The organism is Salegentibacter salegens (assembly GCF_900142975.1).
Taxonomy (GTDB): Bacteria; Bacteroidota; Bacteroidia; order Flavobacteriales; family Flavobacteriaceae; genus Salegentibacter; species Salegentibacter salegens.
In genome coordinates this window covers 1,261,531-1,275,193 of record NZ_LT670848.1, presented here as the reverse complement: position 1 = coordinate 1,275,193, position 13,663 = coordinate 1,261,531, and the positions used below count along the sequence as shown (strand labels likewise).

Below are 13,663 nucleotides of genomic sequence, written 5' to 3'. Positions count from 1 at the left end.
TCTGCTTCTTCTCCCGGGGGTACCCCCGGGAGAAGAAAATTTTAGTTTTTCGTTTCATTGGTGGCTAAGTCCAACTCTAGCCGACCTTCAAATTTAATAGCTAATTGTTGAACTACCAAACCCCAGTTCTGCAGTGGGGCGTTCCATTTCTTTTCAATTCTTCTGGTAGCTAGGTAAACCAGCTTCAATAGTGCCATATCATTGGTAAAAGCGCCTTTGGTCTTGGTTACTTTTCTTACCTGCCGGTGAAAAGCCTCTACGGCATTTGTGGTGTATATGAGTTTTCTAATGGGTGCGGTATATTCAAAATAAGCACTCAATCGGTCCCAGTTATCATTCCAGGAACGGATCACTATGGGATATCTTTTGCCCCATTTTTCTTCCAGATCCAGTAAAGCCGATTCAGCCTGGTCTTTGGTGTCAGCCTTGTACACCAGTTTAAGGTCTTTCATAAAATCTTTTTGATCCTTACTGGCCACATACTTCATACTATTGCGGATCTGGTGGACAATACATAGCTGAATATCAGTCTTGGGATAAACAGAATGAATGGCTTCACTAAAGCCCGTAAGATTATCCGTACAGGCAATCAGAATATCTTTTAAGCCACGGTTGTTTAATTGGGTCAGCACCTGAAGCCAAAAATTGGCCCCTTCACTTTCCGAGATATACATACCCAGCACTTCCTTTCTTCCAGCTTTATTTATTCCTAAAATATTATACAAGGCCTTGTGCTTTACTTTGCCTTCTTCGCGTACCTTGAAGTGCATCGCGTCGAGCCATAGGATGCAATATACCGGCTCCAAGGGGCGATCCTGCCATTCCTTAACCTTGGGAATCACCCGGTCCGTAATATCACTTAGAACGTGTGTGGATATCTTGGAATCATACATTTCCTCTATATGAGCTGAGATATCCCGCAGGCTATTGCCCATCCCGTACATGCCTATAATCTGCTTTTCTAAATTATCGGCCAGGATACGCTGGCGTTTCGCTACGATCTCCGGCTCAAAGGTACTGTTACGATCCTGGGGCGTGTTAATGGTGACGTCCCCTTGGCTGCTCTTTAGGGTCTTTTTGCCTTTGCCATTACGCTTATTACCTGCTTTTGAGCCTTTTTCTTCATCGGAAAGGTGCGAAGACATTTCTGCTTCCAGGGCCTCTTCCATAAACTCCCTAAGCATTGGAGCAAAAGCGCCGTTTTTGCCGGTTAGGGATTCTCCTGATAAAAATTGTTTTAATGCTTTTTCCTTTAATTCCTTAATCTCTTCTTGTGTCATAATCTAGTCTAAAAATTTTAATTTAATTTTCAAAGTCTAGACAGACTTGAGATTACACCCTCATAAAGTTTTAACTTTTTATCGCATACTCATCTTTTAGCAAGCCGAGTTCTTCGATGGTTTTTAGCACTCCATTTTCGTTATTATCGAAATTTGTTAAATAGGTACTTACTTTAATAATCTCTGGATGCGCGTTTTTCATGGCGTAGCTGTATTTTGCGTTTTGCATCATTTCCAGGTCGTTGAGGTAATCGCCAAAAACCAGGGTTTCTTTGGGAGAAATATTTAGTTCTTCCTGGATGCCGCTAATAGCATTTCCTTTATTTGCAGTAATTGAAGTAACATCTATAAAAACATGGGCGGCAATGGCCACTTTATAATTAGTTGCAAATTCTTCTAAATGAGGGTAGGTATTTTCTTCAACCCCATTAAAATTGCAAAAAGTTACTTTTAAAAATGTGTCTTCTACTTTAGTAAGATCGTCTACTCTTTCTATCTTTTTGTAAAATTTATTGATCTCGTTAAAAAAGCTATCGTCTTTACTTTCTATATACGCCGAATTTTTCCCGCAAAGTACTAAGTGAGTACTAGAAAGTTCCCTGCCTTTTCTTACAAAGTTCATCGCAGCCTCCTTGTTTAAAGGATTTACATAAAGATCTTTTCCTTTATGCACTACGTGGGTACCGTTTTCGGCAAAAAACATCATTCGGTCTTTAATTCTTTCAAATTTGCTCTCCAGATTGTAAAACTGCCGGCCACTTGCCACAGCGAACATTATTCCTTTATTATTAAGTAATTCTTCTATCTCCCAAAAATCTGGATGTATCTCGTGCTCGTCGTTCAACAAAGTTCCATCCATATCGGTCACAATCAGTTTTATCATAGCGCAAAAATTAAGCTGCAAATATAAAAGATTAGAATTGGGTATAAGTTAAGAAAGCATCAAATGTGCTTTTATCTAGATAGAATTTTTTGATCTATTTATTTGATATACAAAAACCTGAGGTGTTCGTCTTTATTTTTATTTAAAATAATTATAAATAAGCTTTTGAAAAAGCGAATTGGTTTATACATTTGCCCCGTATTTAAATCCAATCTAAATAAAAACACTGACTAATGAAGCTTTCAAATAGCCTGGTTATGTTCTTTCTTTTAGCTATTCAAATTAGCTTTGCACAAAATACGGGTGCAATTAAAGGAAATGTAGTAAATAATGCAGCAAACCCGCTGTCTAATGTAAATGTTGAAGTTAAAGGACTTCAAATTGGTGATGAAACCAATAATAGGGGAGAATTTACGTTAAGAAATATTCCGAAAGGAAATTATACTTTGCAAATTTCTTATGTAGGTTATGAAACCCAAAATTTAAAAATAAGCGTGCAGCCTGGCGCAACTACTAATATTCCATCTATTGTTTTAATAGGTAAGCAGGAAGAATTAGGTACTGTAGTGTTGAGAGGAAATGGGAACGGTAATAAATTTACCCGAAATACCAGCGTAAGTGTAGCAAAAATGCCACTTAAGAAAATTGAAAATCCGCAGGTATATAATAATATCACTTCAGAGCTTTTAAAGGAACAGGTGATTACAAATTTTGATGATGCGATTAAAAACGCTTCAGGGCTTACTAAGCTTTGGGAATCTACCGGCCGTGGAAACGATGGTGCGGGGTATTTTTCGCTTAGAGGCTTTCCTGTACAACCAAACCTGGTTAATGGATTACCTGCACTAACTAACGGCAGCCCAGATCCTGCAAATATGGAAAATATTGAAGTTATTAAGGGGCCATCGGGAACTCTTTATGGAAGTAGCCTTGTTTCCTATGGTGGTTTAATTAATATTACAACTAAAAAACCTTATAATTATTTTGGTGGAAATATTTCTTACACCCTGGGAAGTTTTGGACTAAACCGTGTAACTGCCGATGTAAACACACCGCTTGATGAAACGGGTGATGTAGCTTTAAGAGTAAATACTGCTTACCATACCGAAAACAGTTTCCAGGATGCAGGCTTTAATAAGTCTCTATTTGTAGCGCCTTCGTTAAGCTATAAAGTAAATGATAAACTTTCATTTTTTATAAATACTGAATTTTACGATTCTGAAAGTACAAATCCTTTAATGTTGTTCGTAGATCGAGGTGCACCGCTTAGCGCTACCAATATTGAAGAATTAGGTTATGATAACAATAAGTCTTACACCAGTAACGATCTTACGGTAGAGAATCCTACGTTTAGCCTGCAGGCGCAAATGAATTATAAACTTTCAGAAAGCTGGACTTCACAAACGGCGGTTTCTACAGGTTCGGCAAAAGCACTAGGTAACTATTCTTATTTATATGAATCTACTCAATTTAATCAGGGTAGAGAAGAAGTACCAGGAGATGTAACAAACTTAGACGAAGGTCTTGTTTTTACACGCTATATAAGCAATCAAAATTCTACGACGATAAGTAATGATATTCAACAGAACTTTATCGGGGATTTTGAAATCGCCGGAATGCGCAATCGTACCGTGGTTGGCTTAGATTATTTCAATAGAAAAGTAATTGATAACAATAGCGGATATGTTGCAAATGGCGAGGTTTATATTGGTAATGCAAGCTTGCAAAACGTAAACGAAAGTGTTTATGACATCTATGAGCCAGCAAATTATATTACAGATAACGATAGCGGAATTCTAAGTAAAGAAGGCACGGCCGGTTTATTGGAAAACGTTAATAGAAATAATAGTATTGCTGAAGAAGATATTTACAGTGCCTACATTTCTAACGTACTTAATTTTACTCCGCAGCTTGCTTTAATGACGAGCTTAAGATTAGACCAGTTTGAAACTGAAACCAATAGCCAAACGGCACTTTCCCCAAAATTTGGATTGGTTTATCAGCCGGTTTTAGATAAAGTAGCGCTTTTCGCAAATTATATGGATGGTTTTAGCAACGTGGGCCCAAGACAGGTAGATAACCTGGAAACCGGAGAAACAAGAACCATAGTTTTTGATCCTGAAAGAGCAAAACAATTTGAAGTGGGAACAAAATTGAACCTACTCAAAAATCATCTTTCTGCCACTTTAAGTTACTACGATATCCAGGTTTCTAATATGGTAATGCAGGATGCTGAAAATCCTTTTAATCTTGTTCAGGATGGAGAACAATACAGTCGTGGTTTTGAAGCGAGTATTACCGCCAGCCCTTTTGAAGGTTTAAACTTAATCGCAGGATTTAGCCATAATGATAGCGAATTAACCGAATCTGATCAGTTAGATTTCCTTGGAAGAAGACCGGAATCGGCAGGGCCTGAAACTTTAGCTAATTTTTGGGCGAGTTACCGTTTTACACAGGGGAATCTTGAAGGTTTTGGTGTTGGTTTTGGAGGAAACTACGCGAGTGATAATATGATCTTTAATCGCCAGACTGCGGGAGTTTTTACCCTGCCTTCTTATACTATTTTAAACGCTTCGTTATTCTATAATGTAGATAAATTTGGAATTAACCTGAAGTTGAATAATCTTGCCAACGAAGAATATTATACCGGTTGGTCTACAATAAACCCACAAAGACCAAGAAACTTTGCGGCGAGTTTAACTTATAATTTCTAATAAATGAATTAATATGGTCACCATCAAAATTGTTTTGAGTTTTGGTGGTGGCCTATTTATATGCAGAAAAAAACAAAAAATAAAGGTTTAAAGAAGTGGATTGCTAAGCTTCATCTGTGGCTGGGACTTGGTTCCGGTCTTATTGTTTTTATAGTGGCTATTACCGGTTGCATTTTTGTTTTTCACGACGAGATTAAGGACATAACCCGCGATTATCGAAATCTTACTCCGCAAGCTTCAACATTTGTAGCGCCTTCAAAACTTCAGAATAAAACAAAAGACCTTTTTCCTGAAGTTCAACCCGGAATGGTTGTGTACCAGGGTAGGGATCGTTCGGCTTTTGTTTATACTATGGTAGATGAGGTGCCGCATCATATTTATTTCAACCCTTATTCTGCTGAATTTCTTCAGAAAGAAAACCTGGAAGACGACTTTTTTCTAATTGTAGAAGATTTACATATGCATCTCTGGCTTCCGGAGAAAATAGGAAAACAGGTAGTAGGAATTTCTACATTAATTTTCGTTTTCATGCTTATTTCTGGAATTGTGCTTTGGTGGCCAAAAAAGCGAAAAAACTTCAAGAAACGTCTTCAAATAAGATGGGATGCCAAATGGCGCCGTGTAAATTACGACTGGCATAGTATAACCGGATTATATATTTCGCTTCTGGCTTTGTTTATAGCCATTATGGGACTTAGTTTTTCTTATGAATGGATGAATCACGGCCTATACGACCTGGCAAATCTATGGCAGGAAAAACCGGAAGACCGGTTAAATATTCAAATTGAAGATACTGAATATTCTGAAAACGCCCTGGATATTGCAATAGTTGAAACCTTAAAACAACGGCCTGAAGATGAAATGTTTTTTGTGTGGGAACAGGGTGGAAGCGCGCCAATAACAACAGGTTCTTATCCCGAAGCGATGGATTATGATCATCAATCTAACTTTTATTTTCATCCGGAAACCGGTGAATTATTGAAAAATCACGAATACTCTAGCAAAAGTACCGGGATGAAATTGCAGGAAATGACTTTTGGTTTGCACACCGGCCAGTATTTTGGATTAACCGGTAAAATAATTGCCTTCTTTGCAAGTTTGTTTGTAGCTGCACTTCCCGTTAGCGGGTTTGTAATTTGGTTTGGTCGCAGAAATAAAAAGCCTAAATCAAAAACTTAAAAAAGTACCCAATCCACAATTCCACCTACAATGGCTATAAAAACGGCAAGCCATAGAGAAGGAAGGAAACCTTCGGTTTTAAAATCGTCACTAAACTGGTCGGCTATTTCAATTATAATGGCGTAGGCAATAACCCGGGTGATAAATCCTAATCCCAGAAAATAAAAAATTCCGAAGGTTGCTACATTTAGTAAGAGAGTGAGCACCCAGCTTAATAAAAAACTAAGTACCCCGATAATTAAAGCTACAATAATAGCCGTTTTAAAACCCTCGAGTTTCACTTTAGGCATGATATTGGCTGCGGCTAGTAAAACCAGGGCATCTATAACGATATGCACTATCCATTGAAGCATAGTTTTTAGATTTTTTGGTTAGGTTATCTAAAGATAGAAAAAAATAGCCAGAAGCTTAAAATCAATTTTAATCGATAATCGAGATTTTCTCGAGAAATATCGGGAGTTCCGCGGTAGTTTACTTAGGTTGTTTTTCTAGCGTGGTAGGTTGTTGATTGGTAACAATTTCCCAAATAGCTTTAAAATTCGCCAGTTGTTCCCGGCGTTTAATAGTTTCAGAAGAAGTATATGCAACGGGAGCGGCTTCTAATCCTTTATAGTCGGCATCCAGGTTTTTAGCAATATAAAGACTTCTGGGTAAGTGAAATTTCTGAGTAATTACTATGGCGTCTTCGATTTCAAAAACCGATTTTGCTCTAAACATACTATCGTAAGTGTCAAAGCCAGAATGATCTAAAATAATATCTTCAGTAGGAACGCCTTTTTTCTCCAAATGACTTTTTATTGCATTTACTTCGTCATAATCATCGGTTCTATGATCTCCACTTACCAGAAAATTTTCAATCTTATTGAGTTTGTAAAGCTGGTAGGCAGTTTCTACACGATCTTCAAGAATTGGGGATAATTTCCCATCAGCATGTACACTAGCGCCAAGAATTATTCCTGTTTTTGCTGAAGGAATTTCTGCAATTTCAGAATAAATAAGATTAGCAGTTTCTTTTTGCACATAGGCTTCTAATCCAAATATTATGAGGATGCTTATGATAACGAAAAGTGCAAAAGCGAGAATAAATTTTCTAAACAGCTTCATAGGGCAGCGCCAATTATAGAACGAAGATAAAGAAATATAGTTTACCTATGTGTTTAATTTATTAAGGAAGCTTTATGTATAAAAAGTGATTGATTACCTTTGAAATTCTTAAAAAGAATATTTGAAACATGAGTAATATAAAAGCTTTACAATGGCGTTATGCCACCAAAAAGTTCGATCCTGAAAAAATACTCTCTTTAGAGAAAATAAACATTCTTAAAGAAGCTTTTAATTTAACTGCTACATCTTATGGTTTGCAGCCTTTAAAAATGGTGGTGGTTCGCAATAAAGAATTACAGGAACAATTAAAAACCGCTTCCTGGGAACAGCAACAGTTAAATACTGCGTCTCACGTTTTAGTGATTTGTATTGAAAAGAAAGTTGATAAGAATTTTATTGAAAAGTACTTTAAAAGGGTAAAGCATATACGCGAAACCCCCGATGATATTTTAGATCCTTTTAAAAGATCTCTTGTGGAAAGTTTTGAATCTAAAGCAGCAGAAGAGGTACACGCCTGGGCACTAAACCAGGCTTATTTAACTTTGGGGACACTTTTAACCGTTTGTGCTACCGAAGAAATAGATGCCTGCCCTATGGAAGGTTTTCAACCCGATAAGTACGATGAACTCTTAAAATTAGAAGAACACAACTTAAAATCGGTTTTGGTTTTACCGGTAGGTTATCGTGCAGAAGACGATATGTTTTCTGAATTTAAAAAGGTGCGAAGACCTTTAGATGATGTTATAATTGAAGTAAATTAATAATTTACGTAGCGGGTAATTTCCAGTCCGTAGCCAATCATTCCCACACGCTTAGTTTGCTGGGAGTTAGAAAGTAATTTTATTTTATGAATTTCCAGATCGTGTAGAATCTGGGCACCAATTCCAAAATCTTTATTATCCATATTTAAAGGCGGAGCTTTTACTTCGCCTTTTTTCTGGCGTTCTTTTAGCTCGGCGAGACGCGGTAATAAATTTAAAGATTGTATGGCTGGATTTATAAACACAATTGCGCCGCGACCTTCTTCATTAATCGCCCTAAACATATTATCCAGTTTCTTGTCGGCATTATTAGTTAGTGTTCCAAGAATATCATTATTAACCAGCGTAGAATTTACCCGAACCAAAATTTCTTCATTATTTTTCCAGTTCCCTTTGGTAAGTGCTAAATGAACCTGCCCATTGGTGGTTTGGCGGTAAGCTCTTAATCTAAATTTTCCAAAACGGGTATCAAGATCAAAATCTTCTTTCTTTTCAATTAAAGAATCGTGCTGCATTCTATAAGCCACTAAATCTTCAATTGAAACAATTTTGAGGTCAAATTTTTTCGCCACTTCCATCAATTGCGTAAGTCTGGCCATAGAACCATCCTCGTTCATTATCTCTACGATAACACCTGCGGGAGCAAAACCTGCAAGCCTGGCAAAGTCTATAGCAGCTTCGGTATGCCCTGTTCTTCTTAACACGCCGCCTTCTTTTGCTTTAAGCGGAAAAATATGCCCGGGACGGTTAAGGTCTATAGGTTTGGTTTCAGGATCTATTAACGATTGAATTGTTTTGGCCCTATCTGAAGCTGAAATTCCCGTGGTTACACCTTTTCCTCGCAAATCTACCGAAATGGTAAAACCGGTTTCCATGGGATCGGTATTATTGCTCACCATCATTTCCAGTTTCAGGTTTTTGCAACGTTCTTCGGTAATTGGTGCGCAAATGAGTCCGCGGCCATGAGTGGCCATAAAATTTATCATTTCTGGGGTCACCTTTTCTGCGGCTGCAACAAAATCGCCTTCATTCTCTCTGTCTTCATCGTCTACCACAATAATAACCTTGCCTTCACGAATATCGTCTATCGCTTCCTGGATATTGTGAAGTTTAAGTGGAGTTTGGGTAGTAGTTTCCTGAGCCATGTTGTGTGTTATTTTGGGCTGCAAAGATATTTAATCTATTTTTCTTTTCGGCTTAATAATACCAGCTTTTTTAAGAGCTTTTCGAATAGGCTGGGTAATATTATCAAAAGCAAAAAGACCCTGGTCTGTAGTAGCCCGATAGGTGAGGTAAATTCCCAATGGCAGCATAATTAATGTTGAAAGCCATGTGGCTAAAAACGGACTCACACTTCCATCTTCGGCACTATTTTTAGCAAATATTCCGATAAAATGATAGGTTAGAAAAAGTAGAACAGCAACAACCATAGGTAATCCCATACCGCCTTTTCTTATTATCGCACCTAAGGGTGCGCCAACAAAAAATAAGATAATACAGGCTGCAGCCAGAACGTATTTTTCGTGGAGGGCTATTTCAAATTTATTGAGTTGTTTGGTAGAATTCTTTAATTCAGATCTTTTTATATTTAGATGCGAAAGTGCACCGTTTATAGACCCAAGTGATAGATTAACAATTTGGACAGCCTGGTAGGTGTCATATTCTTCAAGAATAGTATTTTCTATTTCCGTTATAGAATCTGAAGGATTAAGGTTTACCTCAATTTTATCAAAATCTGTACGCCGGTACATATTTTCACTTAGATTTCTTTTCTTTTCGTTATAAGCGGTAGAAAATGAATCTATACTTTGTTTGAGTTCAGAAATATTAAGCATTCCCTGGGTGTTGCTATAACTTTCATCTTCGAGGTCTACATTATTAAAGTCAGAAAGATCCAGGTTTATGGTATATTCCTCAAAATAACTCTTGGCAAAAGGTTTATTTCTTCTTTTAGAATAATCGGAAGGTTGAATTTCGTCGTAATAATTACCGTCTTTTAGAATGAGAGAAAGTACCTCGGAATCTGTACTGCCCATTAATTCCCCTTCTTTGGCCTTCATTACCGTAAAATTTCCGCTTCGGGCAGTTTTTTTATGGATAATCACATCGGTTAGATACTGGCCGTTATCTCCACTTTTGTCTTCCACTTTAATATTTATGGTTCCTAAATCGTTAAAAACGCCTTCGGTGATAGCCATTGCCGGTTTTAATTTGGCAATATTTTTCCTGAGGTTTATCGATTTATATTCAGCGGCAGGGATTACATTATTAGCAAAAAAGAAAGCGGTAACACTTACCAATAGAATAAAGAAAGTTAAGCTTCGCATAGCTCTTTGAAGGGAAATCCCGGAAGATTTCATTGCTGCAAACTCATAATTTTCGGCAAAATTACCAAAGGTCATTATGGAAGTAAGCAGGATAGTAAGGGGTAAAACCAGCGGTACCAGTTTAGGAGAAAAATAGAGAAGGAATTTAAGAATAATTTCAGTATCCAAATCTTTCCCCGCCAGTTCACCTATGTACAGCCAAATGGTTTGGAGTACAAAGATGAACATTAAGATGATAAAAACTGTAAAAAACGTTTTTAGGTAACTGGTGAGTATGTACCGGTCTAATATTTTCAATTTAGTCTAATCTATTGATGTAAAAATCTTCGTAACGATCTTCTTCAAAGGTAAAAAGGTTTTGTGCAAGCTCCTGGTTGGTTTTAAAGCTTTTTACGGTAATAGTTATTTTGGTATTGTTATCCTGGGTTTGGATAAGGTTATAAATATGTTTGGTTTGGCTGTCTATTCCCAGTAGAATATTTTTAACCTCGGCATTACTGTCTTTAGGGGTTAACTTTACATATTGAATTTTGCGTCCATTTAAATTTTGAGCGGCATCCATCTCATAATTATAGCCTTCTTCATAAAAAGTGAACATTTTTGACGGAGTAATATTATTTTCTTCCTCTTCAACATAGGTAGAAATATTGATCTCTTCATCTTCGGGAATTATGGTGTAGATTTTCTTCCCATCAAACATTTGGGTGGTTCCCATGAGGTTTAGCACATATTTTTCCCCTTTAATGCTTACATCCCCACGGGTTTCCTGGTTTACGTTGGCAGCATTATTCTGCAGGGTGTATTTAAAATCTATCACCATATTATCATAGCTTTTAACCTTAGAAGAAACTTCATTTAAAAGGCTTTCGGCTTTTTGATAATTCTGGGCATTTAAGCTAATGGTGAAAATAGCGAGTGTAATAAAAATTAAATTTTTCATCTTAGTAATTAGGTGTATTATTCTTCATTTAATAATTGATCTAAGGCTGCAAGATCTGTCACTAAAACCTGCCTGGCTTTACTTCCCTCAAAAGGTCCTACAATGCCGGCTGCTTCTAATTGATCTATAATCCTGCCGGCGCGATTGTAACCTAATTTTAGTTTACGTTGCAGCAAAGAAGCAGAGCCTTGTTGAGCGGTAACGATCACCTCGGCAGCTTCTCTAAAGAGTTTATCTCTTTCGCTAATATCTATATCAACACCTGTGCCACTATCATCGGCTTCGTAAGCCGGAAGTTGGTGCGCTTCCGGGTAAGCTTTTTGAGAACCTATAAATTCGGTGATTTTGTCTACTTCGGGAGTGTCTACAAAAGCACACTGTAAACGTCTTAATTCATTTCCCTGGGTAAATAACATATCTCCACGCCCAATAAGTTGATCTGCTCCCTGGCCATCTAAAATTGTCCTGGAATCTATTTTTGAAGTCACCCTAAAAGCTATTCTGGCCGGGAAATTAGCTTTTATAATACCTGTAATTACATTTACGGAAGGTCTTTGGGTAGCAATTATTAAATGAATTCCAATGGCACGCGCCAGCTGGGCCAGGCGGGCAATTGGTGTCTCTACTTCTTTCCCGGCGGTCATGATTAAATCGGCAAATTCATCTACTACCAGTACGATGTATGGTAAAAATTTATGCCCGTTTTCCGGATTTAATTTTCTTGCTTTAAATTTGACATTGTATTCCTTAATATTACGAACCATCGCATCTTTCAGCAGTTCGTAACGATTGTCCATTTCAATACATAAAGAATTCAGGGTGTTGATTACCTTGGTATTATCGGTAATAATTGCATCTCCTGAATCTGGTAGTTTTGCGAGGTAATGTCTTTCAATTTTATTGAAAAGCGTAAGTTCAACTTTTTTAGGGTCTACCAGCACAAATTTTACTTCTGCAGGATGTTTGCTGTAGAGTAGGGAAGTAAGAATGGCATTTAATCCAACCGATTTACCCTGACCTGTTGCACCGGCCATAAGCATATGCGGCATTTTTGCCAGGTCTACCACAAAAGTTTCGTTAGAAATGGTTTTCCCAAGTGCCATTGGTAATTCCATTTCTGCATTTTGGAATTTTGGCGAAGCAATTACCGAACGCATAGACACAATAGTTGCGTTTTTATTCGGAACTTCAATACCAATAGTTCCTTTTCCCGGAATTGGCGCAATAATACGAATTCCCAATGCTGAAAGGGAAAGCGCAATATCGTCTTCCAGGTTTTTAATTTTTGAAATCCTAATTCCGGCTTCCGGCACGATTTCGTATAGCGTTACCGTAGGGCCTACTGTAGCCTTTATTTGAGCGATTTCAATTTTGTAGTTTTTAAGCGTATCTACAATTCGGTTTTTGTGCCCTTCAAGTTCTTCCTGGTCTACCGTAATGCCGCCACCATATTCCTGAAGCAGATCCAGCGTAGGGAATTTATAATTACTGAGTTCTAAAGTGGGATCAAATTCACCAAAATCTTTAACGATTTTATTACTTATTTTATCTTCATCTAACTCTTCTTCCTGGGTTGTTTCTACTTCCATCTCTACTTCTTCGGGCTCTACCGATTTTGTTTTTGAAGCAGGAGAAGGTTTTTCGTCTTTTGGAGGCGTAGCATCCAGTTTTATTTCAGCCGAAGATTTTTCGGTAGGTTTTTCCTGTTTAGGAGTTACTTTTTCTTTCCAGTCGGTTTCTTCTTCTGTAGCCGAAATTTCTTCGCCATTAGATTTGAATTCTTTGTTTAGGCTTTCTTTTTTAGACTTCAGAAAACTTCCTATTAATTCGGGGGTAAGGTTTAGTCTTAAAGTTAAATATGCGATGAAGAGGAATAACATCAATAAAATTGTTCCGAAGAAACCTAAATAATCCTGTAGGAAATCGTTCATTTCAAAGCCAATTCTGCCACCTAAAAGGGGATTTTCTGCAGCGAAGAATCCGAAGAAAATGGCCAGCCACAGCATAATTAAAATACCCCAAAACCAGGATTCCCTTAGTTTTGTAGATTTTACGCCAAGAAAAAGATGAAAACCGGTGTAGCTTACTAAAATTGAAAAGATAAAAGCGGCAATTCCAAAACCTTTATACATAAAAAAGTCGCTCACCGTTGCGCCAAATTTACTTAGCCAGTTTTTGGTTTCTATTTCCCGGTTTGAAAACTCCCCAAGCGTGCTTTGGTCTACCTCCCAATTAAATAAGAATGAAATAAATGCAACGCTTAAAGCCAGGCCAAATAACATTAAGAAACTGCCTAAAACTACCTTTTGTTGCCGGTTAAGTTTAAAGGAAAATTTAGTCGACTTTTTCCCGGTGCTTGTTTTAGTCCTGATTTTCTTTTTGGCCATAGATGATTTGTAGGATTTTGAGCAAAAATACAAATTAGCCCCGTCTAAAATAAAGAAAATTGCTTTCAGTTTAGCGGGTGATGTTTTA

At 37.4% G+C, this 13,663-nt stretch carries 11 protein-coding genes; 3 read left to right on the top strand and 8 right to left on the bottom strand.

The features are described 5' to 3' along the window. Nucleotides 1-41 precede the first annotated feature (41 nt). Nucleotides 42-1,280: an IS256 family transposase gene (locus B5488_RS05740; RefSeq protein WP_079733433.1), complete on the bottom strand. Its 1,239-nt coding sequence runs from the start codon at nucleotides 1,278-1,280 to the stop codon at nucleotides 42-44. Between the two features lie 70 nt (nucleotides 1,281-1,350). Beyond that, a complete protein-coding gene (locus B5488_RS05735; protein ID WP_079734390.1) occupies nucleotides 1,351-2,163 on the bottom strand; it encodes an HAD family hydrolase in 813 nt (270 codons plus the stop codon). Between the two features lie 233 nt (nucleotides 2,164-2,396). Between B5488_RS05735 and B5488_RS05730 the strand changes: the two genes are divergently transcribed. Together B5488_RS05730 and B5488_RS05725 are read left to right on the top strand one after the other, a co-directional pair. Continuing rightward, nucleotides 2,397-4,877 (top strand): TonB-dependent receptor, encoded by a 2,481-nt coding sequence (locus tag B5488_RS05730; RefSeq protein WP_079734389.1) that lies wholly within the window; start codon nucleotides 2,397-2,399, stop codon nucleotides 4,875-4,877. A gap of 60 nt (nucleotides 4,878-4,937) precedes the next feature. Continuing rightward, nucleotides 4,938-6,056 (top strand): PepSY-associated TM helix domain-containing protein, encoded by a 1,119-nt coding sequence (locus tag B5488_RS05725; protein WP_079734388.1) that lies wholly within the window; start codon nucleotides 4,938-4,940, stop codon nucleotides 6,054-6,056. Here B5488_RS05725 and B5488_RS05720 read toward each other — a convergent pair. Together B5488_RS05720 and B5488_RS05715 are read right to left on the bottom strand one after the other, a co-directional pair. After that, complete coding sequence (locus B5488_RS05720) at nucleotides 6,053-6,409, bottom strand: phage holin family protein (RefSeq protein WP_079734387.1); 357 nt, start codon at nucleotides 6,407-6,409, stop codon at nucleotides 6,053-6,055. The genes B5488_RS05725 and B5488_RS05720 overlap by 4 nt on opposite strands. Before the next feature lie 118 nt (nucleotides 6,410-6,527). Next, nucleotides 6,528-7,160 (bottom strand): SanA/YdcF family protein, encoded by a 633-nt coding sequence (locus B5488_RS05715; RefSeq protein ID WP_079734386.1) that lies wholly within the window; start codon nucleotides 7,158-7,160, stop codon nucleotides 6,528-6,530. 128 nt (nucleotides 7,161-7,288) lie between these two features. Here B5488_RS05715 and B5488_RS05710 point away from each other — a divergent pair, with 128 nt between their 5' ends. After that, nucleotides 7,289-7,921 (top strand): NAD(P)H-dependent oxidoreductase, encoded by a 633-nt coding sequence (locus B5488_RS05710; RefSeq protein ID WP_079734385.1) that lies wholly within the window; start codon nucleotides 7,289-7,291, stop codon nucleotides 7,919-7,921. Here B5488_RS05710 and ribB read toward each other — a convergent pair. The 4 genes from ribB to B5488_RS05690 are packed head-to-tail and all read right to left on the bottom strand — an operon-like array spanning nucleotide 7,918 to nucleotide 13,575. Continuing rightward, nucleotides 7,918-9,066 (bottom strand): 3,4-dihydroxy-2-butanone-4-phosphate synthase, encoded by a 1,149-nt coding sequence (gene ribB / locus B5488_RS05705; protein WP_079734384.1) that lies wholly within the window; start codon nucleotides 9,064-9,066, stop codon nucleotides 7,918-7,920. The genes B5488_RS05710 and ribB overlap by 4 nt on opposite strands. Before the next feature lie 30 nt (nucleotides 9,067-9,096). Next, nucleotides 9,097-10,545 carry an LptF/LptG family permease gene (locus tag B5488_RS05700; protein ID WP_079734383.1) on the bottom strand — a complete coding sequence of 483 codons (1,449 nt, stop codon included), beginning with the start codon at nucleotides 10,543-10,545 and terminating at the stop codon, nucleotides 9,097-9,099. A 1-nt stretch (nucleotide 10,546) separates the two neighbouring features. Continuing rightward, the gene (locus B5488_RS05695) at nucleotides 10,547-11,188 is read right to left on the bottom strand and encodes a LolA family protein (RefSeq protein WP_079734382.1); all 642 of its coding nucleotides are present in this window, start codon (nucleotides 11,186-11,188) and stop codon (nucleotides 10,547-10,549) included. A gap of 17 nt (nucleotides 11,189-11,205) precedes the next feature. Continuing rightward, on the bottom strand, nucleotides 11,206-13,575 hold the full coding sequence (locus B5488_RS05690) for a DNA translocase FtsK (protein WP_079734381.1): 2,370 nt from the start codon (nucleotides 13,573-13,575) through the stop codon (nucleotides 11,206-11,208). Nucleotides 13,576-13,663 lie beyond the last annotated feature (88 nt).